The 25,245-nt window shown below is 69.8% G+C and carries 21 protein-coding genes and 2 tRNA genes; 6 read left to right on the top strand and 17 right to left on the bottom strand.

Features of this window, described 5'->3' with window-relative positions; translation table 11 throughout:
• Positions 1-419: 419 nt before the first annotated feature.
• Positions 420-563: a hypothetical protein gene (locus tag ACFHYQ_RS28600; protein ID WP_394304254.1), complete on the bottom strand. Its 144-nt coding sequence runs from the start codon at positions 561-563 to the stop codon at positions 420-422.
• A gap of 324 nt (positions 564-887) precedes the next feature.
• Here ACFHYQ_RS28600 and ACFHYQ_RS28595 point away from each other — a divergent pair, with 324 nt between their 5' ends.
• Entirely contained in the window at positions 888-1,286 is a 399-nt protein-coding gene (locus ACFHYQ_RS28595) for a hypothetical protein (protein ID WP_394304253.1), read from the top strand.
• A 95-nt stretch (positions 1,287-1,381) separates the two neighbouring features.
• Here ACFHYQ_RS28595 and ACFHYQ_RS28590 read toward each other — a convergent pair whose 3' ends face one another.
• Positions 1,382-3,040, bottom strand: coding sequence for an ABC transporter substrate-binding protein (locus tag ACFHYQ_RS28590; protein WP_394304252.1), 1,659 nt, complete (start codon positions 3,038-3,040; stop codon positions 1,382-1,384).
• Between the two features lie 158 nt (positions 3,041-3,198).
• On the opposite strand from ACFHYQ_RS28590, the gene ACFHYQ_RS28585 reads away from it, so the two are divergent.
• Positions 3,199-5,208: a sensor histidine kinase gene (locus ACFHYQ_RS28585; protein ID WP_394304251.1), complete on the top strand. Its 2,010-nt coding sequence runs from the start codon at positions 3,199-3,201 to the stop codon at positions 5,206-5,208.
• Positions 5,205-5,576 carry a DUF742 domain-containing protein gene (locus ACFHYQ_RS28580; protein WP_204018725.1) on the top strand — a complete coding sequence of 124 codons (372 nt, stop codon included), beginning with the start codon at positions 5,205-5,207 and terminating at the stop codon, positions 5,574-5,576. The genes ACFHYQ_RS28585 and ACFHYQ_RS28580 overlap by 4 nt, the downstream gene beginning before the upstream one ends.
• A 24-nt stretch (positions 5,577-5,600) precedes the next feature.
• Here ACFHYQ_RS28580 and ACFHYQ_RS28575 read toward each other — a convergent pair whose 3' ends face one another.
• The 13 genes from ACFHYQ_RS28575 to ACFHYQ_RS28515 form a co-directional block, all read right to left on the bottom strand.
• A complete protein-coding gene (locus ACFHYQ_RS28575) occupies positions 5,601-7,313 on the bottom strand; it encodes a hydantoinase B/oxoprolinase family protein (protein WP_394304250.1) in 1,713 nt (570 codons plus the stop codon).
• On the bottom strand, positions 7,310-9,448 hold the full coding sequence (locus tag ACFHYQ_RS28570) for a hydantoinase/oxoprolinase family protein (protein ID WP_394304249.1): 2,139 nt from the start codon (positions 9,446-9,448) through the stop codon (positions 7,310-7,312). Before ACFHYQ_RS28570 ends, ACFHYQ_RS28575 begins: the two co-directional genes overlap by 4 nt.
• Positions 9,449-9,483: 35 nt before the next feature.
• Positions 9,484-10,434: an ABC transporter ATP-binding protein gene (locus ACFHYQ_RS28565; protein ID WP_394304248.1), complete on the bottom strand. Its 951-nt coding sequence runs from the start codon at positions 10,432-10,434 to the stop codon at positions 9,484-9,486.
• Positions 10,431-11,264, bottom strand: a complete 834-nt coding sequence (locus ACFHYQ_RS28560) for an ATP-binding cassette domain-containing protein (RefSeq protein WP_394304247.1) — start codon at positions 11,262-11,264, stop codon at positions 10,431-10,433. The genes ACFHYQ_RS28565 and ACFHYQ_RS28560 overlap by 4 nt, the downstream gene beginning before the upstream one ends.
• Positions 11,261-12,142 (bottom strand): ABC transporter permease, encoded by an 882-nt coding sequence (locus tag ACFHYQ_RS28555; RefSeq protein ID WP_394304246.1) that lies wholly within the window; start codon positions 12,140-12,142, stop codon positions 11,261-11,263. The genes ACFHYQ_RS28560 and ACFHYQ_RS28555 overlap by 4 nt, the downstream gene beginning before the upstream one ends.
• A complete protein-coding gene (locus tag ACFHYQ_RS28550; protein ID WP_394304245.1) occupies positions 12,139-13,155 on the bottom strand; it encodes an ABC transporter permease in 1,017 nt (338 codons plus the stop codon). The genes ACFHYQ_RS28555 and ACFHYQ_RS28550 overlap by 4 nt, the downstream gene beginning before the upstream one ends.
• A 3-nt stretch (positions 13,156-13,158) precedes the next feature.
• Positions 13,159-14,811: an ABC transporter substrate-binding protein gene (locus ACFHYQ_RS28545; RefSeq protein WP_394304244.1), complete on the bottom strand. Its 1,653-nt coding sequence runs from the start codon at positions 14,809-14,811 to the stop codon at positions 13,159-13,161.
• A 132-nt stretch (positions 14,812-14,943) separates the two neighbouring features.
• Positions 14,944-15,020 (bottom strand) — tRNA-Met (locus ACFHYQ_RS28540).
• A gap of 128 nt (positions 15,021-15,148) precedes the next feature.
• Positions 15,149-15,222, bottom strand: a tRNA-Met gene (locus tag ACFHYQ_RS28535).
• Between the two features lie 107 nt (positions 15,223-15,329).
• Positions 15,330-18,272: a UPF0182 family membrane protein gene (locus ACFHYQ_RS28530; protein WP_394304243.1), complete on the bottom strand. Its 2,943-nt coding sequence runs from the start codon at positions 18,270-18,272 to the stop codon at positions 15,330-15,332.
• Between the two features lie 161 nt (positions 18,273-18,433).
• A complete protein-coding gene (locus ACFHYQ_RS28525) occupies positions 18,434-19,477 on the bottom strand; it encodes a YlbL family protein (RefSeq protein ID WP_394304242.1) in 1,044 nt (347 codons plus the stop codon).
• 28 nt (positions 19,478-19,505) lie between these two features.
• Positions 19,506-19,931 (bottom strand): molybdenum cofactor biosynthesis protein MoaE, encoded by a 426-nt coding sequence (locus tag ACFHYQ_RS28520; protein ID WP_394304241.1) that lies wholly within the window; start codon positions 19,929-19,931, stop codon positions 19,506-19,508.
• Positions 19,932-19,972: 41 nt separating this feature from the next.
• Positions 19,973-21,043: an NAD-dependent epimerase/dehydratase family protein gene (locus ACFHYQ_RS28515; protein WP_394304240.1), complete on the bottom strand. Its 1,071-nt coding sequence runs from the start codon at positions 21,041-21,043 to the stop codon at positions 19,973-19,975.
• 133 nt (positions 21,044-21,176) lie between these two features.
• Between ACFHYQ_RS28515 and ACFHYQ_RS28510 the strand changes: the two genes are divergently transcribed.
• The 3 genes from ACFHYQ_RS28510 (at position 21,177) to ACFHYQ_RS28500 (ending at position 24,072) form a co-directional block, all read left to right on the top strand.
• Complete coding sequence (locus tag ACFHYQ_RS28510) at positions 21,177-22,409, top strand: zinc-dependent metalloprotease (protein WP_394304239.1); 1,233 nt, start codon at positions 21,177-21,179, stop codon at positions 22,407-22,409.
• A 9-nt stretch (positions 22,410-22,418) separates the two neighbouring features.
• Positions 22,419-22,976: an NUDIX hydrolase gene (locus tag ACFHYQ_RS28505; RefSeq protein WP_394304238.1), complete on the top strand. Its 558-nt coding sequence runs from the start codon at positions 22,419-22,421 to the stop codon at positions 22,974-22,976.
• A gap of 106 nt (positions 22,977-23,082) precedes the next feature.
• A complete protein-coding gene (locus ACFHYQ_RS28500) occupies positions 23,083-24,072 on the top strand; it encodes an endonuclease/exonuclease/phosphatase family protein (RefSeq protein WP_394304237.1) in 990 nt (329 codons plus the stop codon).
• Here ACFHYQ_RS28500 and ACFHYQ_RS28495 read toward each other — a convergent pair.
• A complete protein-coding gene (locus tag ACFHYQ_RS28495) occupies positions 24,064-24,684 on the bottom strand; it encodes a hypothetical protein (RefSeq protein WP_394304236.1) in 621 nt (206 codons plus the stop codon). The two genes, ACFHYQ_RS28500 and ACFHYQ_RS28495, sit on opposite strands and share 9 nt — an antisense overlap.
• Positions 24,681-25,196 carry a M48 metallopeptidase family protein gene (locus ACFHYQ_RS28490; RefSeq protein WP_394304235.1) on the bottom strand — a complete coding sequence of 172 codons (516 nt, stop codon included), beginning with the start codon at positions 25,194-25,196 and terminating at the stop codon, positions 24,681-24,683. Before ACFHYQ_RS28490 ends, ACFHYQ_RS28495 begins: the two co-directional genes overlap by 4 nt.
• Positions 25,197-25,245 lie beyond the last annotated feature (49 nt).

The raw sequence follows: 25,245 nt of genomic DNA, 5'->3' as shown, positions 1-25,245 counted from the left end.
GCAACCCCTCTAACTTACCCGGTCCGGCCCCGCCACGCAAACCGCAGCAGATCCAAAACCCAGGAGAAGAAGAAGAGGCACCGGCAACCGTACCCGACACATCCCACACACCAGACCACCAAGATGATCAGAAATGGGATCCGCCGAACCACACCGGCCCAACGAGACTACCAGAGCCCGACACCGACAACGTCCGACATCCAAGTCGTGTCACGCCTACCGAGCACCGCATAACCGTGCCCGAGACCACCGCGCCAGGGGAGGCCGGAGGCCTCATGCACCAGAGCGCGACTATCACGGTCGGCCGGAGCAGCCGCCCGTTCCCGCCGCACCCAACCGCCCACCGCGACTCGCAACCCGTAGCAACCAGCTGCCCCGGTCCCGCACCTGAACCCCGTCGGCCCGGGGTTCATCGAAGGTCACCCCGGCTGGCACGCCGGGCACCAGAAGACCAGCCGTTCGTACGGCTCGGTCCCCCGGTTCATGGCCGACGGCATCTCGCTGCGGCGGACCGGGGTCCCGCAGCGGCGGCAGGGGCTGCCCGCCGATCGCGACGCGTTCACCGAGACGTTCACCAACTCGTGCCCGGATTTTCGGCAAAATGTGCGAGCCCCTGGGACAACCAGATCCGTCGCTCAAGCATCTACATAGCGCCGCGGCGATGACGCCGGCGAGGCGCGAAGGATTGAGGGGGTGACGGACATGCAGGTGAACGTTCTCGAGACGAGAGGGCTTCCGGTCGCCGACGGATTCCTTCCGTGGATCCGTCTCCCCGCGCAACCCAACGTCAAGCCGTCCGCAATCGCCCCGCGTTACGAACAGCATGCGAGAGTCTCCGTTCGGCGCCAACCTGGCCGCCCGGACTCTCACCGGTGGAGGTGGCCATCATGACGCGGTCGGAGTTCGACGACATTCGTGCACACATCGCAGCCGAGGGCAGGCGCCCGGGCAGCGACCTGCTTCAGCTTGCCGGTGAGTTGCTCGACGACCTGGAGCAGGTGCGCATGCGGGAGGTCACGCTGCGCTCCTATTATCTGCGACTGCTGACCGCCGCCCGTGCCACCGTGGCCGCGGAGGCGGCGGGGGACCCCGCACCACTGACTTTCCTGGCGCACGAGCTGGCCAAGCACGCCCAGCTTCCTTCCGGAGAGCCCGTTGAGCGCATCCTCTCTGATGCCGGTCGGACACAGGCCTTGGTGCCGCGGGCGGATGAGCCGGGCAGGCGGGGACCGCGCCAGTCAGGTGGCCGCTACTGCGGGGGCATGAGCCGCAAGCTCAGAGGTTGACGTTTTCCTTCTCCTCGACCTCCCTTCTCCTTCGACCTTCTCAGACCTGGCGACGACCCGGCGACGGCGATCTCCGATCGAGACGGGGATCGCCGTCACGCGGTCGGGATGAGCTGGTGCACGAAGACCACGTTGGGATAGGCCGGGTTGTCGGCATAGCCGCTGACGTTGCCGAGGTAGGCCCGCTGGTAGTTGACCACCCAGGGAGCGGCGACGACGGCGCGTTTGTCGATCAGGTCGGTCTGCAGACCGGCGTACTCCTTCTGGGCGGCCTCACGGTCGGTGGCCAGGAGTGATTGAAGCTTGTCGATCCGGTCGTCGATGTCCTTGTTCTTCAAGTAGGTCAGGTTGAAGGACACAGGATCGGCGCTACGGAAGACGTTGAGGAACCACGAGTAGGCGTCGGCGTAGTCGGGCCACCAGTACATGACGAGGATGTCCTGGCGCTTGGCCGGGTCGGCTGACTTGGCCTGGTTCCACTGCGCGTTCCACTGCATGGCCCTGGCGTCGACCTTGACGTTCAGCTCGCTCAGAGCGTTGTCGAGCAGCCTGACGAGTATCTGTTCGTCGTTGTCGCCCTCGGCATATGTAAGGGTGAGGCGCAGTTCCCGGCCGCCCGGGCCGTACCCGGCTTCCCGTAGGAGTTCCTCCGCTCTCTCCAGGTCCTGACGGGGGCGCATGCCGGGCACGTGGCCGAGTAGGCCTTCCGGCACCAGACCCTCCGCCGGGTCACCGGCTCCCTTCAGCGCCGCGATCACCCCGTCGTAGTCGATCGCCTTCTGCACGGCCTTGCGCAGCCGTACGTCACGCAGTGGGCCGGATGCGCTGTTGAAGAGCACGAGCATGTTCTGGAACGACGGCACCTGCAGCGTGCGCACTCCGGCCGTGGCCTTGGCCCGCCGGAAAAGCGAGGGGTTGAGCCGTTCCACGAAGCTGGCCTCGCCGCGCAGCAGGAGTTGCCAGGCGGTGTTCTGGTTGGGGACGACGCGATACTCGACGTTTTTGTAGTGCGGGCCGTCCCAGCCGCCCCAGTATTCGTCGAAGGCGCGTAGGACGAGCTCCTTCTCCCGGCCCTTGTGCCAGCTCGCCACCGTGTACGGCCCCGAGCCGGCGTCCCGCCCCTGCTGGAACCACTTCTTGAGGTCGCCGGAACCGGCTGCCTCGGTGTCGTAGATGTACGCGGCGTAGTCAGCGGAGGCGATCAGGTCGAGCGGCGCCGGATACTTGAGCGTGAACTGGACCGTGAGCGGGTCGAGCACAGTGATCTTCTGAACGGGGTCCCAGATGTACGCGGCACCAGCGGCCATACGCTTGGTCCGCTCGATTGAAGCCTTCACGGCGTCCGCGTCAACCGGTCGGCCGGTGTGGAAGACGGCCCCGCTCCGCAGCGTGAACGTCCACGTCTTGCCGTCCTGCGACGCCTTCCAGCTCTCGGCCAGCCGTGGACCCGCCCGCTTGATCAGCGGGTTGTAGACGGTCAGCGAGTCGTAGATGTTCTGCATCGCGCTGATCTCGTTCGAGTACGAGCTCGCCGGGTCCCAGTCGGTGACGATGTCGAGATTGTCCAGGTAGACGAATGTCGCATCCTTCGTGGCGGGCATTCCCGCGGGTGAGCCGCTGATCGAACTGTCGGCCGAGGCCGAGTCGTCGCGGACCTCGCCTCCACCGCAGCCGGCGAGGGCCAGCAGCGCCAGCACGGCGAGGACCCTCGAAACAAGGAAACGGCGCATCCGGTGCGACTTTCTTTCCGACATGAGTTACCATGATCGAAGCTACTGCAAGATCACGATTAGGTGCGATATTTCCTGTCATCACATCGCACGTCTCTCATTTGACACGTCGCACTGATAACCTCTCTGGCTGTCTCAAGGGCTTCCCCGAAGCTCATGTCACCACATCGGGACGAGGTGCCATGCCTCCTCGTAGGCGGGACCGGCCTATCAGGGTCAGGCTCATCGGCCTGCTCCTGGTGCCGCTCTTCTCACTGGTCGCCCTCTGGGTGGTCACAGCGGGTGTGACCATCGGCGACAGTCTCCGCCTGCGCACCTACGACACCCTGTGGACCACGCTGCGCCAGCCCGCCGACCGGCTGATCGTCGAACTTCAGCGCGAACGCCTCGTGTCGGCCCGCTACCTCGGCCGCCCCGCGGACGCGGGCCGTACCGATATGAACACCCAGCGGGTGCACACCAACGAGGCGCGGGACGACGTCCGGCGGCTGGCCCTGTCGGACGCGTCGCGGGGGGCGACAACGCCCGCCATGCGCGCCCAGGTGGACGAGATGCTGGCCGGGCTCGACCGCCTGGACGAGATCCGCGGAGAGATCGACGAGGGCGTCGCCAACCGCCTGCGCGCCATCGAGACCTACAATCTGGTCAGCGACAGCATCTACCGGATGCACTACGGCCTGGCGATCATCGACGACATTCCGATCTACCAGCAGTCACGTGTGGTGATCTCGCTGGGGTACGCCAAGGAGTTGCTGACCAGGGAACAGGCCATCGAGGCCGCGGCCGCCGCGTCGGGCGGCATGACCGACGAGGAGCGCAAGCTCTTCACCCAGCTCGTCGGCAATCGTCGCTTCCTCATCGACCAGGCTCTGCCCGAGTTGGACACCGGCCTGCGGCAGATGCACGTCAACCTGATCACCACACCGCTCTATCAGCGGCTGCGGCTGCAGGAAGAGAAGATCATTTCGGGGTCCCCGATCACCGCCCGCAACCAGCGGGTCTGGCAGGCCACTTCCGACCACCTGGCCGGGTCGTTCCAGAAGGCGCAGACGGAGGCCGCCAAGCGCCTCGCCGACCGCGCCGCGCCCATCGCCGACTCGATCCTGGCGCGCGCCGTCGTCGTCGGCGGCTGCGGCCTCCTCGCGGTGGTCGCCTCGATCCTCATCTCGCTGCGCTTCGGCTCCCGCCTCGCCCGGGACCTGGCCGGTCTGCGGCAGGCCGCGCTGGACCTGGCCAACGTACGGCTGCCGCGCGTGCTGGAAAAGCTCAAGAGGGGGGACGACGTCGACGTCGCGATCGAGGCGCCCGCGCTCACGACGACCGGCCGTACCAGCGAGATCCGGGATGTGGGGCAGGCGTTCTCCACGGTTCAGCAGTCCGCGGTCGAGGCCGCGATCGGGCAGGCCCGTCTCCAGCGTGGTGTCAGCCAGGTCTTCCTCAACCTCGCCAGGCGCAGCCAGGCACTGCTACACCGGCAGCGGACCCAGCTTCACAGCATGCAGCGCCACACGACCGAGCCGGAGACCCTCGAGGAGTTGTTCCGTCTCGACCACCTGACGACCCGCATGCGCCGCCACGCGGAAGGCCTGATCATCCTGTCCGGCGCGACGCCCGGCCGGGCCTGGCGCAGGCCGATCCCGATGTACGACGTGGTCCGCGGCGCCGCCGCCGAGGTGGAGGACTACGCCCGGGTGAACGTGTTCCCGATGGAGGATCACGCGGTCGACGGCGCCGCGGTGGCCGACATCATCCACCTCATCGCAGAGCTGATCGAGAACGCGACCGTCTACTCGCCGCCGCACACGTCCGTGACCGTACGTGGCGAGCTGGTCGGAACCGGCTTCGCCGTGGAGATCGAGGACCGGGGACTGGGCATGACGCCCGACCGGCTCGCGGAGATCAACGAGCGCCTGGCCGACCCGCCGGAGTTCGACCTCGCGGACACCGACCGAATGGGGCTGTTCGTCGTCGCCAGACTCGCCGCCCGCAGGGAGGCGAAGGTGACGCTCCGGCCCTCCCCCTACGGAGGAACCACCGCCATCGTGCTCATCCCAGCCACCCTCATCGTCGTCCCGAAGGACCCCGACCTCACGCTCCTGGCTGAGGAGGAGGTCACGCCTGAGCACATCATCCTTGCCGCGCTCCGGCGGGGAGACCAGAACACCGACAGGCCGGGCGAGGAGGGATCGTGACGGAGCGCACGCAGGACCAGTGGCTGGACGAGGAGGCGGGGCCGGTCGTCCCGGCCTACGCCCTGACCCGCGGCCGGGTCCAGCCGTCCAACAAGGCGATCGACCTCGTGGCCATCGTGACCGCGACCGGCGGGCTCACGCCGGTCAGCCTCGGTCCCGAGCAGTGGATGATCCTCAGCGTGTGCGCCCGTCCCAGGTCGGTGGTGGACATCGCGGCCGCCATCGACCTGCCGCTCGGCGTGGTCCGGGTGCTCGTCGGCGACCTGCACGAGCAGGGACTCGTGCAGGTGCGCCCGCCGGCGAACGTGGCCCGGCTGCCCAACGCCGGCATTCTGAGCGAGGTCATCAGCGGGCTGCGCGCGCTGTGACGGGGAGCCGCGCCGGCTCATCCCTCAGAACGCGTGCGGATAGTGCCGCCCGGCGTGATCGCGGGTGATGTACCCCTCCCGCAGGTCGGCCAGCACGGCCAGCGGGTCGCGCTCGGCAGGCGGGCCGTACCCTCCGCCCGACCCGGTGCGCAGGTGCACGACCGAGCCCTTGGGCAGGAAGATCCGCGTCTTGAGCGAGAAGTCTTCCGCCCGCCCGTCGGGATACTCCACGGTGAGCCGGTTCGGCCGGCCCGGCAGTCCCCCGGCCAGCCCCCAGGGTTCGAGTGCCGTTCTGGCCAGGCCCGCCGTAAGATACTGGTCCTCGAGCACCCGGAAGGACAGGTCGAGCCCGAGGCCGCCGCGGTGCCGTCCCGGGCCCCCGGAGTCCTCGGCTAGGGCCAGCCGCTCGATCCGCCAGGGGTTCCTCGACTCCCAGACCTCCGCCGGGGTGAACCGGGTCGCCGACTCGGAGATGTACATCAGCGCACTCGCGCCGTCGCCGGAGGGTGAGGCCCCCTGCCCGACGGGATGCGGCGCACCGTCCGCCCAGGGTTCGCCGGTCGCCTCCCGGTTCCCCCACCACACGAGCGCGTTGATGTCGCCGCCGCTCGCCGCGGGCACCGAGTCGGGTACGGCCTCCGCCAGCGCCCGGATGATCAGTTCGATGGCGTGGTCCGACGGAATTCCGTACATGAAGCACGGGGCCGGACGGACCGGATGGAAGAGCGAGCCGGGCCGGGTGACCAGTTCCAGCGGGCGGAAATGGCCCTCGTTCGGCTGCTCGCCCGCGCCGGCGAGGAAGGCGATCGCGATCCGAACGGCCGCGACCGTCGACGGCAGCGGACAGTTCACCGGGCCGCCGACCTGATCGGGGCAGTCGGTGAGGTCGACGGTCACCGATGAGCCGCTGACGGCGACCTTGACGCCGAACGGGATCGGCCCGTCGTTCACCCCGTCGGAGTCGATCAAACTGGAGGCCCGGTAGACGCCGTCGGGCAGCCGCTCGAACCAGCCGCGTACGAGCGCCTCGCCGTGGGCGTACATCCGGGCGACGGACCGCCGGAACGTGCCGAGGCCATGGCGGCGGACCAGCGCGGCCAGCGCCTCGGCTCCCGTACGCGCCCCGGCCACCATCGCGTTGATGTCGCCGATGACCATCTCCGGCATCCGGCTGTTGGCCAGAATCATCCGGTAGATGTCGCTGACCAGGCGGCCGGCGTCGTAGAGCTTGACACCGGGGAAGATCGTCCCCTCCTGGTGGACATCGATCGTGTCCGTGCAGTAGGGGTCCTTGCCGCCGATGTCCAGCCAGTGCGCCTTGATCGCGGAGTAGCCGACCAGCACGTCGTCGTGGAAGATCGGCACGATCATCGCCGCGTCCTGCGGGTGCGAGCCGGTGCCGTACGGGTCGTTGTAGAGGATCACGTCGCCGGGGCCCAGCGCCCCCGGCCCGCCGACGCCGTCGACGGCCTCCCGCACGCAGAAGCCGAGCGTCCCCATGAACGCGGGCAGCGTCGGGGCCTGCGCGAGCATGCACATGTCGGCGTCGTAGAAGGCGACGGCGAAGTCCAGCGCCTCATAGATGATCGGGGAGAAGGCCGTGCGGATCAGCGACTGCTTCATCTGGTCGGCCGCGGCGTTCAGGCCCTGCCGGATGATCTCCGTGGTGACCGGGTCGGCTCCCTCTGCCAGCCCCGGGTTCACCTCGACGTATCGGGTGCGTACGAGATCGCTCATCGGCGGTCCTTCCGTCTGATCATCAGGCAGCCGCCCGGGTGCGCCTCGGCGGTGAAGCCCGCGTCCAGGTAGGTCGTCGCGGTGGGTTCCAGCACGAGGGCGGGCCCCTCCAACGGGCCGTCCACCGCGCTTCGCCGCACCACGGGAGCCTCGGCCCAGGCCCGCCGCCGGAAGGACCACAGGCGGGTCAGGCTCCGTGCCGTGTCGCCGGCCGCCGGGGCGGGGACCGGCGGCCGGTCCGCGTCGAGCACCACCCTGGTGGTCGCCCGTACGGTGACCACCTCGAGCGGGTCGGGGAGCCGGTGACCGAACGTCCGATGGTAGGCGTCGGAGAACCTGGCGGTGACGGACTCGACGTCGTCCTCCCCCGGCCGCAGCGGGATGGTCAGCGTGTGCTCCTGCCCCCGATGGCGCAAATCCAGGTCGACCTCCCGGACCGCGTCGTCGGCGGTCAAGGGCTCGACCGCCGTCGATCGCTCGACCGCCGTCAGCCGCTTGAAAAGGGTGTCCGCCAGCCGCTCGATCACCGGCAGCGCCTCGCCGTCCAGGGCGCGCACGAGTGTGCGGGCCGCGGAACGGACGATGTCGGCCTGGACCAGCCCGACCGCGGAGAAGTTGCCCGCGTTGGGCGGAACGATCACCGTGTCCACGTCGAGCTCATCGGCCAGCAGGCAGCCGAACATCGGCCCGGCTCCGCCGAAGGCGACGATGGCGGCCCCGCGGGGATCCACTCCCCGCTCGACGGTGACCCCCCGCACCGCCTGGGCCATGTGGGCGGAGGCGATCCTGATGACGCCTTCGGCGACCGCGTCGACGCCCTCGGTCCCGGTCGACTCCGTTGGCCCCGTCGTCCCGCTCAGCGCGAGCGGCCCCGCCAGTGGCGCGAGCGCCCGGGCCGCCGCGCCCGCCGACAGCGAGATCCCGCCGGAAATGCGGCCCGCGGGGATCAGGCCGAGGTGCAGCGCGGCGTCCGTCACGGTCGGCTCGGCACCGCCGCGCAGGTAACAGGCGGGCCCGGGGACGGCGCCGGCGCTGCGCGGTCCGACCCTGAGGAGGCCACCGGGGTCGACGTAGGCGATCGACCCGCCGCCCGCGCCCACCGACCGTACGTCCACCCACGGGCTCTGCAGCGGCAGGCCGACGACCTCGCCCTGGAACAGCAGCGGCAGCCTGCCATCCTCGACCAGCGCGGTGTCGAAGCTCGTGCCGCCCACGTCGGCGGCGATGGCCGTACCGATGCCGAGGGTGGCCGACAGCCTCGCGGTGGCGGCGGCGCCTGCGACCGGTCCGGACAGGATCGTCTCGAACGGCCTGGCCACCGCCTCGTCCAGCGTCAGCGCGCCGCCCCCCGACCGGGTCACGAGCAGCCTGCCCGTGAAGCCGCGCGCCCGCAACTCGCGATCGAGGTTGTGCAGGTACGGACCCATCCGATGGCGCACGATGGCGTCCACGACCGTGGTGGAGGTCCGCTCGTACTCCCGGTACTCCCCGGAGATCTCGTGGGACAGCGAGATCGGCCCGGTGAACCCGGCGTTCCTGAGCAGCTCCGCGACCCGCAGTTCGTGACCGGGATCGACGTAGGAGTTGATCAGTACGACCGCGACGGCGTCCACGCCTTCGGCCTCGAACAGCCGGGCGGCCTGCCGTACGCCTGCCGGATCGAGCTCGCGGACGACGCCGCCGTCCGCGGCCACCCGCTCGTCGACCTCGACCCGCAGCCGCCGGGGTACGAGGGGCGGCGGCGGAGTCCAGAACAGGTCATAGGGGTCATCGCGGTCGCCCCGCCGGATTTCCAGCACGTCGCGGAAGCCCGCCGTCGTGACCAGCCCCACGACCGCACCGCGTTTCTCCACCCCGGGTTTCTCCACCCCGGGTACGCGATTCCTCGGCCCTGATTCTCTAGGCCCGGTGGACTCGAGGAGCGCGTTGAGCCCGACCGTGGTGCCGTGTACGAAATGAGCGCAGCGGGCGAGCGACTCCGCCGGGACCGCGGCGTCCACGGCGGCGAGCACCCCCGACTCCGGCGCACGCGGCGTGGTCGCCTGTTTGGCGACCCTGATCTCGCCGGTCGCCGCGTCGTGGAGGACGAGGTCGGTGAAGGTGCCGCCGACGTCCACCCCGATGACCGTTGTCATAGTTAGTGCCCCTTCCGGACATAGCGCGCAGGATGTCACGTTCGGCCGCGCCAGCGTGACGCATCGAGTTCTCGCTCCAGCACGTCCTCGGCCCGGTGACAGGCGACCCGGCGCCCGGCCGCCTCGCGAGCCTCCGGCGCCTCGTCCCGGCAGCGGTCCACCGCCAGCGGGCAGCGCAGCCGGAACGGGCAGCCGGTCGCGGCGGGCGCCGCCTCGGTCCGGCCGCTCGCCCGCGGGGGCTCGCCGCCGAGCCGGGGTACGGCGTCGCGCAGCGCCAGCGTGTACGGATGGGCGGGGTGGACCAGCAGGTCCCGGGTCGGTCCCGACTCGACCACCCGCCCGCCGAACAGCACATGCGACGTACGGCACAGCCGGCCGACGACCCCGAGGTTGTGCGTGATCAGCAGGTAGCCCAGACCCCGCCCACCGGCCAGGCCCTCCAGCAGGTCGAGGATCCTGGCCTGCACGGTGACGTCGAGTGCGCTCGTCGGCTCGTCCAGGACCAGCAGCCGCGGTTCGACGGCGAGGGCCCGGGCGATGGCGACGCGCTGCCGCTGACCGCCGGACATCTGATGCGGCCGGCGAGCGGCGAGCGCCGGGTCGAGGCCGACGCCGTCGAGCAGTTCGGCCACCCGCGCCCGCCGGTCGGCACGGCTCATGCGGTGATGGGTGGTCAGTGCCTCCCCGATCGACGCCGCCGCGGTCATGCGGGGATCGAGGGCCTCGGCCTGGAAGACCGGCTGCACGGCTCGGCGGAACTCCGCGCGTCCGCTCCGGTCGAGCGCGGCCAGGTCGCGGGAGCCGTACCTGATCGTGCCCGAGCGGGGGCGCAGCAGGCCGAGCAGGGCCCGGGCCAGCGTGGTCTTCCCCGATCCGCTCTCGCCGATCAGCCCGACACCGCCCTCGTCCACGGCCAGGCTCACCTCGTGGACCACCGGTGCCGCGCCGTACGCGAGGGTCACCGCGTCCGCGCTGAGCACGCTCATCTCTCCTCCTCGCGACTCGGGAGCGCGGGCACCGCGGCGACCAGCTCCCGGGTGTAGGCGTCGCACGGCCGGTCGAACAGCTCCGCCGCTGGGCCGCTCTCCACGACGGCGCCGTCCCGCATCACCAGCACCCGGTCGGCGATCGTGGAGACCAGGGCGAGGTCGTGGGAGACGAGCAGTACGGCCAGGCCGCGCTCGTCGCGCAGTCGCCGCAGCACCGCGACCACCTCGGCCTGCACGGTGACGTCGAGCGCGCTGGTCGGCTCGTCCGCCAGCACGATCTCGGCCCCGAGGGCGAGGGCGAGCGCGATGGCGAACCGCTGGGCCTGCCCGCCGGACACCTGATGCGGGTAGCGCCGCATGATCACCGGGTCGAGCAGCACCGCCTTGACGGCTTCCTCGGCCCGGGACCGCGCGGCCGCGCCTTTGACGCCGTGCCGGGCGAGCGCGCGGCGCATCAGCGTGCCGAGCCGCATGGTGGGGTTGAGAGCGGCCTGGGGGCTCTGCATGACGAGGGCGGCCCGCGAACCGCGGATGCCGCGCAGCTCGGCGGGGCCGGCCGCCATCACGTCCACTCCACAGACAGTGATTTCGCCGGAAATATCGACACGTCGGACGCCGAGGTCGCTGACGTCACCGACGAGGCCGAGCGCGGCGAGCAGCGTCGTCGTCTTGCCCGAGCCGCTCTCGCCGACGATCGCCACACACTCGCCGGGCCCGACCTCGAGCTCGGGGACGGAGGCGATCACGCGGTCGCCGATCCGGACCGCGAGGTCCCTGATCCTGATCAACGTGCCGTTCACGATCGGGCTCTCTTCGGCACGGCTCATCGGGTCAGCCTCGCTCTCAGCCCCTCGCCCAGGACGTTGAACGCGAACGCCGTGATCAGGATGGCGAGTCCGGGGAACGTCACCACCCACCAGTTCGTGGTGAACAGCGACTGTCCCTGCTGCACCATGAGGCCCCACTCGGAGGTCGGCTCGTGCGCGCCCAGCCCCAGGTACGACAGGGCGGCCGCGGTGAGGATCACCCCGCCCCCGTCGAGGGAGAGCTGGACCAGCACCGGCGTCAGCGAGTTCGGCAGCACGTGCCGGAAGACGATCAGCGGGGCGGGCACGCCGAGGCAGCGCGCCGAGTCGACGAACGCCCGGGTCGCGACCGAAGCGGCGACCGAGGCCGTGAGCCTCGCATACCACGGCCACCAGGTGACCGCGATGGCGACGATCACGGTCGTCACGCTCGGCTGGAGGACCACGGCCAGCGCGAGCGAGAGCAGCAGCGCGGGGAACGCGAGAAACACGTCGGTCACCCGCATGATCACATCACGGACCCAGCCTCCGGCGTAACCCGCGACGACACCCAGCGCAACGCCCGTCCCGCCCGAGATCGCCAGCACCGCGACGGCGATCAGCAGCGAGGTGCGGGCGCCGTACAGGACCCGGCTGAGCACGTCCCGGCCGACCTGGTCGGTGCCGAACCAGTGCTCGGCGCTCGGCGGCAGCAGGGCCTCCAGCGGATGGGTGGCCGAAGCGCCGTCCTCGGGATAGGGGGCGATCCACGGGGCGAGGAGCGCGGCGAGCACGATGAGCGCCAGCAGCGCCGCCCCGGCCACGGCCAGCCGGTCCACACCCACGAGCCATCTCAGCGGCGTACGGCGCAACGCGGGCGTGGCGGCGCCCGAGGCGCCGGGGACGACCGGCGCGGTCATCGGGCCCTCACTCTCGGGTCGATCACACCCTGCATCAGGTCGACGGCGAGGTTGGCCATGACGTAGAGCGCCGCCACGAGCAGCGTGACCCCGGCGATCGACGGGGTGTCGAGGGTGCGGATCGAGTCGGCGGCGTACCGGCCGAGCCCCGGCCAGTTGAACACGGCCTCCACGAGGAATCCGTTCACGATCGAGTAGGCGAAGACGAGCGCGATCAGCGAGAGCACCGGGTTCAGCGCCGGGCGCAGGGCGAAACGGGTCAGCACGGCGGTCTCCCCGAATCCGAGGGCGCGTTCCATCCGGGCATGGTCGCGGGCCGATTCCTCGATGAGCGCGGCCCGGGTCATCTGGGCGATCACACCCGCCGGGTAGGCCGCGAGGACCAGTGCGGGCAGCACGAGATGGTGCAGGGTGCTGGTGAGGATCGGCCAGTTGCCGGTGAACAGGGCGTCAACGGCGGTGATGTTCGTGTAGACGCGCAAGGGGCTGGTCTGGTCGAGGCTCGTGTCATACTCTCCGGCGATCGGGAACCAGCCGAGGCCACTACTGAAGATCGTCTGCAGGGCGAGGGCCATCCAGAACACCGGCACCGACACGGCCAGCATCGACGAGAGCCGGATCGACAGGTCGGGCAGCCGTCCCTTGTGGCGGGCGGCGGCGACACCCAGCGGGATCCCGGCCGCCACCGCGATGACCAGCGCCGCCGCCACCAGTTCGAGCGAGGCCGGGAACGCCAGGAACAGGTCGTCGCGCACCGGCCGCCTGGTGTGCAGGCTGACGCCCCAGTCACCGGTGACCAGGTCGCGGACGTAGTTCCACAGCTGCACCGGCAGCGGGTCGTCCAGCCCGAACCGCTGCCGCGCCGCGGCCAACTCGGCCGGCGACGCCCTCGGCCCCATGTAGGCGACGGCCGGGTCGCCGGGAACCAGCCGCATGATCACGAAGGTGAGGGTGACCACGCCGGCCACGACCAGGGCGGCCTGGCCGAGCCGGCGGATCAGGTACCGCGACATGCCTCAGGCGCCGGGCTTGAGGTCGTGGACGAACACGACATTCGGGTAGGCGGGGTTGTCCACATATCCTTGGACCGACGTGGCGAAAGCCCGCTGGTAGTTCATCACGTACGGCACGGACACGGCCGCCCGCTCGTTAATGATCTTTCTCTGCAGTTCGGCGTACGTCTTCTCAGCCGCGTCCCTGTCGGTCGCCGTCAACTGGGGCAGCTCGTCGATCCGCTTGTCGATCGCGTCGTCCCTGAGATAGGAGAGGTTGAACGAGATCGGGTCCTCACTGCGGAAGATGTTGACGAACCACGAGAAGGCGTCGGCGTAGTCGGGCCACCAGTACATGACGAGGATGTCCTGGCGCTTGGCGGGGTCCTTCGCCTTGGCCTGGTCCCACTGGGTGGTCCACTGCAGCGGCTTGGCCGACAGCTTCACGTTCAGCGTGTCGAGGGTGGAAGACAGCAGCGTCACCAGCACCTCCTGGTCGCTGTCGCCCTGGGCGTAGGTGAGGGTCAGCTCGAGCTTCTTGCCGCCGGGGCCGTACCCCGCCTCCTTGAGCAGCGCCTCGGCGCCGGCGAGGTCCTGCTTCGGCGTCTGGCCGGCGTCGTAGCCGAGCAGGCCCTCGGGTACCAGGCCCGCCGCCGGGGCGCCCGCACCTTTCAGCGCCGCCACCACCCCGTCGTAGTCGATCGCCTTCTGCAGCGCCTGGCGCAGCCGTACGTCCTTCAACGGGCCGCTGTGCGTGTTGAACAGCGTCAGCAGGTTCTGGAACGACGGCGTCTGGGCCGCCTGCACCGTGGGCGTGCCGCCGGCCTCGGCGAACAACTGCGGGTTGAGTCGCTCCACGAACGTCACCTCGCCACCCCGCAGTAGCTGCCAGGCAGTGGTGAGCTCGGGCGTGACCCGGTATGCGATCTTCTTGTAGCGCGGCCCGTCCCAGCCGCCCCAATAGTCGTCGAACGCCTTCAGCGTGAGCTCGGTCTCCTTGCCCTTCTCCCAGGTGTCGATCGTGTACGGGCCCGAGCCCGCGTCATGACCCTCACCGAACCACGTCTTGAGGTCTCCCGAGCCCGCGGCCGTGGTGTCGTAGACGTACGAGGCGTAACCGGCCGAGGCCACCAGGTCGAGAGCCGTGGGGTACTTGAGCGTGAACTTCAGCGTCGAGGAATCCTCCACCTCGATCTTCTTGACCGCGTCCCAGATGTAGGCCGCACCCGCCTCCATCTCCATCGTGCGTTCGATGGCGGCCTTCGCGGCGGCCGCGTCGACGGGTTTGCCGGTGTGGAACGTGGCCCCCTGACGCAGCGTGAACGTCCACTTCGTGCCGTCGTCCGAGGACGTCCACGACGTCGCCAGCCGCGGCTCGGCCTGCTTCGTCTGTGGGTTGTAGCGGGTCAGCGACTCGTAGATGTTCTGCATCGCGAGGATCTCGTTGGAGTACGAGCTCGCCGGGTCCCAGTCGGTGACGACGTCGAGGTTGGGGACGTAGACGAACGTGGCGTCCGCCGCACTCGAGGGATTCTGGCCGTTCTGGGACGTGCCCGGCTGCGTGGAGCCTTCAGAGCCGTCGGCCCCGCCACGGATCTTGCCGCCGCCGCACGCCGTGGCGGTGAGGGTCAGGGTGGCCACGGCTCCCGCCGCGAGCAGACGCTTGTGCCAGCGCATGTGAGGGGGGTTCCTTTCTCTCGCCGGACCGCCGGCCCTTCATCAGCCCAACGGCCCGGCGGGGGGCACGCTGAAATGATGCGGGTGCGGGCAGACGAAAGGCCCGGAGGGAAACCCTCCGGGCCTTTCACTTGGTAGCGGGGACAGGATTTGAACCTGCGACCTCTGGGTTATGAGCCCAGCGAGCTACCGAACTGCTCCACCCCGCGTCGTTTTCTTGTATCTCCATACTACCGCCGCCGCGCCCGAACGCCAAATCGGTTTCCCGGGAGACGGCTTCCAGCGATAGCGAAGGCCCCGGTTCCTCCAGATCACCGGAGGTCGGGGCCTTCCAAAGTAGCGGGGACAGGATTTGAACCTGCGACCTCTGGGTTATGAGCCCAGCGAGCTACCGAACTGCTCCACCCCGCGTCGACACCTACAGAGTAACCGGGATCCGGACACAAGGCAAACACGTTGCGGGAAAACCGGAACCCCGCGCCGTGCGGCGCGGGGTTCCGCTCAGACAGCCCCTGCGGTCATCCGGTGGGCACCGGGCTGGAGCTCACGCTCGGGCTCGCACTCGATGACGGCTCCGCGGTGGCGGTGGGCGAGGCCGGAGGCAGGCTGACCTGCATCCGGTTCAGCTCGTCCAGCGCTTCCTTGAGCGCCTGCTGGGCCTTGCCGTAGTCCCCCCAGTTCGGCGGGTCGGCCGAAAGCGCCTTCTGCGCGTCGGCGTACGCCTGCTGCGCCCGCTCGACGAGCCCGCTCAGGGCGGCGCTGTCGGTCGGCGTCCGCTGCTGCTCAGGCTGCTGCTCAGGCTTCTGCTCGGGTTGCTGCCCGGGTGGGACCTGGTTCGCCGGGGCCTCAGCAGTGAAGATCTGCTCCAGCGCCTTGCCCAGGTTGTCGCCAGAGCCCACCTTGTCGCCGTACATCACCAGCACCCGGGCGAGGATCGGATACGGCTCCTGTCCCGACCCCGCGGGTGCCTGGACGTACACCGGCTCCACGTAGACGAGGCCTCCCGCGAACGGAAGCGTCAGCAGGTTGCCGTACCGGATCTGTGCCTTGCCCAGACCCAGCAGGTTGAGCTCGCCGGCGAACCGGTTGGCGAAGGTGTTCTGCACCTGGCCGGGACTGGAGATCGTCGTGTTGGCCGTCATGCGGAGGATCTGCAGCTTCCCGTATCCCTCTCCCGGTGTGGCGTCGACCGCCATGAACGCGGCGAGGTTGGGCCCCTGCTTGGGCACGAACGTGGTGGTCAGCGAGAACGACGCGGACTGCGCGCCCGGCATCTTGACCGAAAGGTAGTAAGGCGGCTGCTTGATGTCCGCCTTGTCGTCGGTGGACGGGTCCTTCGGGACGTTCCAGAAGTCCTGCCCGCTGTAGAAGGAGCGCGCGTCGGTGATGTGGTAGCGCGACAGGATGTGGCGCTGCACCTTGAACATGTCCTCGGGGTAGCGCACGTGCTCCAGGAGCTCGGCGCTCATCTTGTCCTTCGGCTGGATGAGCCCGGGGAACGACTTCTCCCACGCCTTCAGCAGCGGGTCCGTCGGGTCCCATCCGTAGAGGGTGACGGTCCCGTCGTAGGCGTCCACCGTCGCCTTCACCGAGTTGCGGATGTAGTTGATCTGGTCGCGCGGCTGGGGAACGATCGCATGCGGATCGGTCGCGGCATCCCGGATCATGTCGCCCCAGCTCTCACTCTGGGAGTACGGGTACTCGTTGGCCGTCGTGTACCCATCGATGATCCACACGACCCGTCCGTCGACGATCGCGGGGTACGGGTCGGAGTCGAGGGTCAGGAAGGGCGCGACCTTCGCCACCCGGTCGGCCGGGTTCCGTTCGTACAGGATGCGCGACTGCTCGTTGACGTCACTGGACAGCAGCACGTTGATCTCGCCGTACTTCATCGCGTAGAGCAGGCGGTTGAAGAACGAGTCGAGCGGGACGCCGCCCTTGCCGGTGTAGCTGGTGTTCACCTGGCCGGTGCCCTCGTTCTCCGGGTAGTCGAACTCGAGGGGCTTTTCCGTGGAGCCACCGGCGATGACGTAGTCGGTACCGCGCTCGCCGAAGTAGATGCGGGGCTCCTTGAGCCCGGTGGAATTCGCCAGGTCTCCGCCGACGGGCATGTCCTTGGCGTCGAAGTCGGGCAGGCCGTCGGAGGTGACCTTGTTGCCGGGGGCGGCGACGAAACCGTAGCCGTGGGTGTAGATGAGGTGCCGGTTGATCCAGTTGTCCAGCTCGGCGGGGGGACCCGTCAGCTCGCGGACGGCGACCAGGTGGTCGCTCACCATGCCGTCCGGCCCCTTGTAACGGTCGACGTCCACCGGATCGGTGAAGTCGTAGAAGCCCTTGAGCCGCTGCTTCTGCTGGAAGGTCTTGGCCACCAGAGTGGGATCGAGGAGTCGCACGCCCGAGACGGTCTGGTCCTTGGCCGCCTCGGCCTGCTGCGGTTCGCCCTTCGCGTCGTAGGTTGTGATCGCTGTGTCGCTCACCCCGTAGGCTTCGCGCGTCCCGGTGATGTTACGCGCGATGTACTGCTCCTCCTTGCCCTGCTGGTTGGGCTTGACCTGGAACTGCTCGACGAGGGCGGGGTAGACGCCGCCGATCAGGACCGCCGACAGGACGAGGAGTCCGAATGCGACACCGGGGAACATGCCCCCGGGCCGGATCACGCCGGCGAAGAAGATGACCGCGCAGATGAGGGAGATGACGGCGAGGATGCCCTTGGCCGGCAGCACCGCGTTGACATCCGTGTAGGAGGCGCCGCCCACGAAACCCCGCTCGGAGAACACCAGTCCGTACCGGTCGAGCCAGTAGGCGACGGCCTTGAGCAGCACGAACACGCCGAGCAGCACCGACAGGTGGGCGCGGGCCGCCCGGGTCGCGTGCACGCCGCCCGGAGACTGGATCCGGAAGCCGCCGTAGAGGTAGTGCACGACCGCGGCAGCGATGATCGACAGAACGACGGCCAGGAACAGGAAGTTCAGCACCATCCGCAGGAACGGATAGGTGAACATGAAGAACGAGACGTCGAGTTGGAACTGCGGGTCCTTCTTCCCGAACGGCGTCCCGTTGACGAACAGCAGCCAGGTCTTCCACTGCCCGGCGACCGAGGACCCGGTGAACAGCGTCAGGATCCCCATGCCGATCAGGAAGACCAGCCGCCGATGGGGGTCGAGCGACATCCGGTAGCGGTCGGCCCCCTGCGGGGTGCCGAACATCCCCGGCCCGAACATCGGCCGTGTGCGGTGCGCCAGCACCATGTTTCCGCCGACGATCCCCACCATCAGCACCGAGCCCACGACGAACAGCACGATCTGCGTCACGAGCAGTGTGGAGAACACCGACGAGAAGTCCACCGAGTCGTACCAGAGGTAGTCGGTGTATATGGAAGCGAAGATCAGAAGTAATACCACGATCGCCGCGACGGCGATCGTGACAGGAACGAGAAGTCGCGGCCGACGGGGCAAGCGCATCGCCCGTCCCGCTCCGGGGCTCCGGAAGCTCAACGCCCACCCCTTGTCTCAGAGCAACGGTCCGTGCTTGGAAAACCTACACTGCGATACGGCCGGTCGCGCTCCGAGCGTCCCCGGCCTGTGGAAAACTACCGCCCGCACGCGGCGGGCCGGGACACGGCCTACGCCGGGCAGGCAGGTAGGTCCTGCCTGCCCGCGCGCAGGGCGTCCATCGCGCCTATCGCGTCTCGCAGGGTCTCGACCTTCACGAGGCGCAGGCCGGGAGGCACGGCCCGTACGGCGTCGGCGCAGTTGCCCGCCGGGGTGAGGAAGACCGTGGCGCCGGCGTTCTTCGCGCCCACCATCTTCTGCTCGATCCCGCCGATGGCCCCCACCTTGCCCTCGGGGTCGATCGTCCCGGTGCCCGCGACGTTCTTCCCTCCGGTGAGCGCGCCGGGGGTCAGCTTGTCGTAGATGCCCAGCGAGAACATCAGCCCCGCGCTCGGCCCGCCGACCTGCCCCACGCTGATGTCGACCTTGAAGGGGACCTTGTAGTCCGCCTTCATGCGGACGCCGACCACGGCCTTGCCCTCCTTGTCCTCGACCGTGGGAACGAGCACGTCGGTCTCGGCGTCTCCACGCTTGACGGTGAACTCGACCTGCTCGCCCGGCTTGTGCCGTCGCACGGCCGCCCCGACCGAGTCGAGGCCGGCCGTCGTGACGCCGTCGATGGCGATGATCTCGTCACCGGCCTTGAGCCTGCCCTCGGCCGGCGCCCCCTTGTCCGTCTGGACCACCACGACGACCTTCTCCACAGGGATCTTGAGGGCGTTCAGCGCGGCGACCGTGGCCGTCTCCTGGGAGTCGGTCATCTCCTGGGTGTTCTGCTCCTCGACCTGCTTGGCCGTGGTCCTCCTCGGGAACAGCGTCTCCTCCGGCACCACGGCGACGGCCGGGTCGAGCCAGCCGCGCAGCGCGGTCACCAGGTCCAGCCGGTTACCCGGCCCCCCCTGGTAGGCGACGGTGACGAGGCTCAACTTGCCCTCGGTCGGATACGTCTGGTGACCCGAGATGCTGATCACCGGCTTGCCGTTGACGTCCCCGATGGTGTTCTCCGTGGGACCCGGGCTCAGCGCGACGTACGGCACCGGCAACATGGCGCCGATGATCGCGAGCAGGAGGGTGAGGAAGCCCGCGACCATCAGAGTCAGGGCGCGTCGGGACATGGACGAACTCTATGCGTCTCGTGGCGCGCTAATCGCAGGCGCCCACCCACTCGGCATCCCCGTCCGCGAAGACCTGGTGTTTCCAGATCGGCACCTCGTGTTTCAGATCGTCGATCAACCGGCGGCATGCCTCGAACGCCTCCGCCCGATGGGGGCAGGCCGCTGCCACGACCACCGCGATGTCGCCCAGCCGCAGGTCGCCCACACGGTGCACGGCCGCCAGCGCGGTCACCGGGAAGTCGGCCACCACCTTCTCGGCGACCCGGCGGAGCTCCTGCTCGGCGGAGGGATGGGCGGAGTAGGACAGCGACGTCACGGGCCTGCCCTGGTCCTGTTCGCGCACAGTGCCGACGAACACGGCCGTGCCGCCCGCCGCGTGGTCTCCCACCGAGTTGAGGACCTCGTCCACGGACAGCGCGGAGTCACGGATTCCCAGCAATCGGATAACGCCCATCCCTTGAGATTAGTACGGTGCGGCCCGGCCGGCGCATATGATCACGTACGCCGCTTGCGGCGGGCGGCGCGCACGATGGCGGCGGTGCCGATCACGGCGACGGTCGCGCCGGCCGCGGTGATCGTGGCCTCCTTGCCCGACAGGCGGCGGCCCACCACCGCGTGCCTGCCCTCCGACAGCTCCAGCAGTTCGCGCAGGGCATCCTCGTTGGCCCAGGCCGGCTTCCATCCGGCCGCGCGCAACGCCGCGCAGTCCACCACCCACGGATAGACCACATAATGCAGGTCCGCGGCGGGAGCCGGGGTGATGCCGAGCCGGTGCAGCCGCTGCGCGGTCCCGAAAGTCAGCCCGGCGGGCAACTCGAACCGCCGCAGGCCCGAGATCTCCTCCACCTGGTCCATCTCCAGCCAGCCGTCCGAGCCGACCGCCACCACGCCGGAGACCCTGCCCAGAGCGGCCGCCTCCAGTGCGGACACCAGATCCTCGACGTGGCAGAACTGCCAGCGCGGCAGGCAGCCCTTGACGACGAGCAGCCGCGGCGCCTCGAAGTGGCGGGTGACGACCGTGTCGACGCCGGGCCCGACCAGGGCGGCGGGCCGTAGCACGGTCACCTCCAGGCCGGGATGTGAGCGCAGCGAGCGGCGAACCAGCGCCTCGATCTCCAGATGGTCTCCGATCACCCCCGTGTCGGACTCCGCCGTCACCGGGGCGTCCTCCTCGAGCGGCACCGGGTTGTCCGGGGCGGCGCCGTACACCATCGCGCTCGTGACCAGCACGACCCGGCGGACCCTCGCCGCCGCGCAGGCGGTGAGCACCGTCTGCGCGGCTCGGAGGTTGTAGCGCCGTCGCTCCGCGGGCTCGGCGTCCATCGTCTCGTCGGTGCCCAGATGGACCAGGACGTCCACATCGGATATCCGGTTCGCCAAGAGCGGATCACGGATGTCCAGAACCCGCCAGGTGACGTCCGGGACGTCGCCTCGTTGATCGTCGATGGCCACCACGCGACGGAAATCCGCAGACGAGGCCACTCTTGCGAGGAACGCCCTGCCGATTCCGGACGCGGCGCCGGTGACGGCGACGACGGGTTGACGAAGGCGTTTCAAGGTAGGCACGAGGTCCTCGCTTTGCACTGATCCGCCTCCCGGCGGATAACGTGGCGGTTGTGGACTCCTCCATCCTGCACGAGGTGGCGCGGTGACTGACCTGCCAGGTCGCGAAAACGACCCAAACGATAACCCGTTCGCCATGTTCGGCAACCCGGAGCAGATCGCCGCTGCCATGCGGCAGTTCGCGGACATGCTGTCCGCCTCGGCCTCGCCGGAAGCCGGACCCGTCAACTGGGACATGGCGAAGAACATCGCACGGCACGCGGTGGTCGCCGAGGGCGACCCGAGCGTCATGGAGGGCGAGCGGCGCGAGATCGTCGAGGCCCTCAATCTGGCCGACCTGTGGCTGAACGAGGTGACCACGCTGCCGAGCGGCGTGACCGCCCCCCAGGCCTGGAGTCGTTCTGAGTGGATCGAGAAGACCATTCCGGTCTGGAAGCAGCTGTGCGACCCGATCGCCGCGCAGATGGTGCAGACGATGGGCGGGACGCTCGGCGCGGCCGGGCTGCCACCCGAGGCGGAGGCGATGGCCGGCCCGCTGATCGGCATGCTCAGGCAGATGGGCGGCATGATGGTCGGCCAGCAGATCGGCCAGGGCATCGGCACGCTCGCCCGCGAGGTGATCGGCTCGTCCGACGTCGGCCTGCCGCTGTCGGACACGGCCGCGCTGCTGCCCGGCGGGATCGCGGCGTTCAGCCAGGGCCTGGAGGTCCCCTCCGACGAGATCAGGCTCTATCTGGCGCTGCGTGAAGCGGCCTACCACCGGCTGTTCCAGCACGTCCCGTGGCTGCGTGCGCACCTGCTCGGGGCCGTCGAGGAGTACGCCAGGGGCATCACCGTGGACGTCTCCGCCCTGGAGGAGAAGCTGCAGGGGCTGGACATCAGCGACCCGGCTCGCATCCAGGAGGTACTGGGCGGCGGCGAGCTGCTCAAGCCGGAGGAGACCGAGCGGCAGAAGGCCGCGCTCGGCCGCCTGGAGACCGCGCTCGCACTGGTCGAAGGCTGGGTGGCGACGGTGGTCGACGCCGCCGCCGCGAGCAAGCTGCCGTCGGCGGCCGCGCTCGGCGAGACCGTACGACGCCGCCGCGCGACCGGCGGGCCCGCTGAGCGGACCTTCGCCACACTGGTCGGGCTGGAGCTGCGGCCGCGGCGGCTGCGCGAGGCGGCCGCGCTGTGGAAGGCCCTGGGGGACCATCGTGGGATCGACGGCCGGGACGCGGTGTGGAACCACCCCGATCTGATGCCGACCGCCGACGATCTCGACGCGCCGGAGTCGTTCGTCAAGGGTGAGAGCGCCTTCGACCTGTCCGCGCTCGACGAGCCCGGCCCTGGTACGGACGACCAGACCGGCGGGCAGGGGGGCGGCCGGTAGGCTGTCGCGGTGAGCCTGCACCGTGACGCGCGAGCCGTACTGTCCGGATGGACCGCCCCGACTCCCGAGGAGGAGACGCTCCGCCGGGAGTTCCTGGCCCATCTGGACACCCACGACGACGCGATGTGGCGGGAGTGCGTGCCCGGCCATTTGACGGCGACCACCGCCGTGCTGTCTCACAACGGTCGCGAGGTGCTGCTCACCCTGCATCCCAAGGCAGGGATGTGGCTGCCCATGGGCGGCCACTGCGAGTTCTCCGACGGCTCGCTGGCACTGGCCGCCCTCCGCGAGGCGACCGAGGAGTCCGGCATCGCCGGTCTCACCCTGCTGAACGGCCCGCTCGCGCTCGACAGGCACAAGGTCTGGTGCCATCCGCCGCACAGCTGGCACCTCGACGTCGAGTACGGCGCGGTGGCCCCGCCGGGAGCCGAGGCCATGATCAGTGACGAGTCGCTGGACCTGCGCTGGTTCCCCGTGGAAGAGATCCCCGAGCTGAGCGACGAGGCCACCAGGCGGCTGGCCCGCCGGGCGCGGGACCTGCTGCTCACTCGCACAGGTACGGCCTGAGCCGGCCGGACAGGCGGCCCGGCCGCAGGCGACACGTTCACTTCCGCACCGGAAACGCACGTCGGCCTCACCCGCTCCCGCACGCTCACTGATTAGTGTCGGCGTCATGACCAAGGTGGACGTCGGCGGTGAGATCAGGACCGTTCAGCGACGGCGCATGCGGTTGCCGGTGCCGCTCGCGTGGATCGTGATCGTGCCGTTCGCCGCCTGGGCGGTGATCCGGTTGGCCGGCCTCGAGCGTGGCATGCTGATGTTCCAGCTCATCAGCGGGACTCCGTACGTGGCCGCGGGGTCTCTGTTCGCGCTCTTGGTCGCGGCGGCCTCCCGCAGTCGTGCGGCGATGAGCGCGGCTCTGGCGACCTGCGCCCTCATGGCGATCATCGTGCTGCCGCGGGCACTGCCCTCGGCCCCCACCGCGACGGGTCCGACGCTGCGGATCCTCACCGCCAATCTCTTCTACGGGCAGGGCGACGCGCGCACGGTGGTCGATCTGGTGCGGCGGCTGCGAGCCGACATCCTGAACGTCCAGGAGCTCACCCCGGAGGCGGTCCAGGCCCTGGACGCGGCCGGGCTGGGCGCGCGCCTGCCGTACCGTCACCTGGAGGACGCGGCGGGTTCCTCCGGCAGCGGCATCTACTCACGCCACCCGCTCACGAGGCTTCCGGACTTCGCGCCGGCCGGCGGGCACAACATGCCGAGGGCCGCCCTCACGCTGCCCGGTGGGCGGACCGTCGAGGTCGTCGACGTCCACACGCTCGCCCCGGTGCACCACAACATCGCGGGCTGGCTGGCGGACTTCTCCGCGCTCCCGTCCGTCGCCTCGTCCTCGGCCACGATCCGCATTCTGGCGGGCGACTTCAACGCCACGCTCGACCACGCCGCCCTGCGTGCGGTCATCGGCCGCGGGTATGTGGACGCGGCCGACGCGACCGGAAACGGCCTGCGCACGACCTGGCCGGCCGACCAGCGGCACCCGCCGCTGATCACGATCGATCACGTGCTCTTCGACGAGCGAGCGTCCGCTGTGCGCACCAGCACGCACGACGTGCCGGGCAGCGATCACCGAGCGCTCTTCACCGAGCTGCGCCTACCTTGATCGGGGTCCGGTCGCCGAGAGCAGGGCCCGGGTGCTGTCCCAGCCTTCCAGTCCCGGGTCGAGCCTGGCGACGTCGGTCGGCCTTCTGAGACGGTGCCATCCGGGGGTGGTGGCGACCATGCGCGGGCCGGGCGCCCGGCGGCGCAGCCGTACGACGAGGTCCGGCTCGTCGTACGGCTCGTCGAGGTCCACGTCAGCCCACCCGGGCAGCGGCAGACGCGCGGCGACGGCGACCGCTCCCCCGCCGTCGGCCGGGCAGACGGCGAGGTGGGCACGGCCCAGTTCGCGCAGCAGCTTGCCCACGAGCAGCGGCGGCAGGTCCGGCGCGTCACCGCTGATCACCACGCCTTCGGTGCCGTACGGCAGGGCGGCGAAGGCCTCGGCGGCCGAGGCGATCGAGATCACCGGTGTGCCCGGCCACGCGATCTCCTCCAGCCCTGGAACACCGACCGACAGGATCACGGGCCGGACCAGTTCGAGCCCGGCGGCCATCTCGTAGGTGTCCTCGGCCATGGCCATGAGGAATTCGGCGGGGTCGACCCCGGGCGGCGCGGCGTCCGCCATCGCGGCGGTGACCAGCACCGCCGCGACCCTTGCCGATGCCTGCGTCAACACTCCTCCAGAGAGCCGTTGGACGCCATCGAGAACCCCTCCAGGAAGCCCCTGGCGCGTTCCGCGCGGGGATAGCGCTCGACGAGCGCCCAGAATCGCGGGCCGTGGCTGGGGACGAGCAGATGGACGAGCTCATGCATGATCACGTAATCTACGACCCACGCGGGCATTCCGCGAAGCCGCGCCGAGATCCGGATTGTGCCATGATCCGGAGTGCAGGAGCCCCAACGGTGGTGCTGGTTCTCGACCCAGCGCACGCTCGAGGGGAGTGCCTTGCCGTCCAGGTAACGCGCCGACAGTTCCAGCGCGCGGTCGAGCAGATCGTCGTCGCTCGGCCGTCTTCGCTGCTCCTTGGCGGCGAGCCGGTCGAGCATGCGGCGCACCCACTGCTCTTCGTCGGTCGTGCTCAGACCGGCCGGAAGCAGCACGATGGTCTTGTCGCCATCGCGGTACGCGGAAACGGTTCGTCGCCGTCGCGTGCTCCGACGAACCTCGACTGTCTCGGGGGGCACATATGAAAGGTAGCCGACACGCGGGGATTTCCACAGGGGGTATGCCACG

This window comes from Sphaerimonospora cavernae, from assembly GCF_042435035.1.
Taxonomy (GTDB): Bacteria; Actinomycetota; Actinomycetes; order Streptosporangiales; family Streptosporangiaceae; genus Sphaerimonospora; species Sphaerimonospora cavernae.
This window is presented reverse-complemented; position numbering and strand designations above follow the sequence as displayed.

Excerpts from the sequence above, each read along its gene's own strand:
- ACFHYQ_RS28565 (WP_394304248.1), bottom strand. The coding sequence starts at position 10,434 with ATGAGCGTGCTCAGCGCGGACGCGGTGACCCTCGCGTACGGCGCGGCA.
- ACFHYQ_RS28575 (WP_394304250.1), bottom strand. The coding sequence starts at position 7,313 with ATGAGCGATCTCGTACGCACCCGATACGTCGAGGTGAACCCGGGGCTG.
- ACFHYQ_RS28560 (WP_394304247.1), bottom strand. The coding sequence starts at position 11,264 with ATGAGCCGTGCCGAAGAGAGCCCGATCGTGAACGGCACGTTGATCAGG.
- ACFHYQ_RS28520 (WP_394304241.1), bottom strand. The coding sequence starts at position 19,931 with ATGGGCGTTATCCGATTGCTGGGAATCCGTGACTCCGCGCTGTCCGTG.
- ACFHYQ_RS28545 (WP_394304244.1), bottom strand. The coding sequence starts at position 14,811 with ATGCGCTGGCACAAGCGTCTGCTCGCGGCGGGAGCCGTGGCCACCCTG.
- ACFHYQ_RS28500 (WP_394304237.1), top strand. The coding sequence starts at position 23,083 with ATGACCAAGGTGGACGTCGGCGGTGAGATCAGGACCGTTCAGCGACGG.
- ACFHYQ_RS28585 (WP_394304251.1), top strand. The coding sequence starts at position 3,199 with ATGCCTCCTCGTAGGCGGGACCGGCCTATCAGGGTCAGGCTCATCGGC.
- ACFHYQ_RS28510 (WP_394304239.1), top strand. The coding sequence starts at position 21,177 with ATGTTCGGCAACCCGGAGCAGATCGCCGCTGCCATGCGGCAGTTCGCG.
- ACFHYQ_RS28555 (WP_394304246.1), bottom strand. The coding sequence starts at position 12,142 with ATGACCGCGCCGGTCGTCCCCGGCGCCTCGGGCGCCGCCACGCCCGCG.
- ACFHYQ_RS28525 (WP_394304242.1), bottom strand. The coding sequence starts at position 19,477 with ATGTCCCGACGCGCCCTGACTCTGATGGTCGCGGGCTTCCTCACCCTC.
- ACFHYQ_RS28590 (WP_394304252.1), bottom strand. The coding sequence starts at position 3,040 with ATGTCGGAAAGAAAGTCGCACCGGATGCGCCGTTTCCTTGTTTCGAGG.
- ACFHYQ_RS28570 (WP_394304249.1), bottom strand. The coding sequence starts at position 9,448 with ATGACAACGGTCATCGGGGTGGACGTCGGCGGCACCTTCACCGACCTC.
- ACFHYQ_RS28550 (WP_394304245.1), bottom strand. The coding sequence starts at position 13,155 with ATGTCGCGGTACCTGATCCGCCGGCTCGGCCAGGCCGCCCTGGTCGTG.
- ACFHYQ_RS28530 (WP_394304243.1), bottom strand. The coding sequence starts at position 18,272 with ATGCGCTTGCCCCGTCGGCCGCGACTTCTCGTTCCTGTCACGATCGCC.
- ACFHYQ_RS28595 (WP_394304253.1), top strand. The coding sequence starts at position 888 with ATGACGCGGTCGGAGTTCGACGACATTCGTGCACACATCGCAGCCGAG.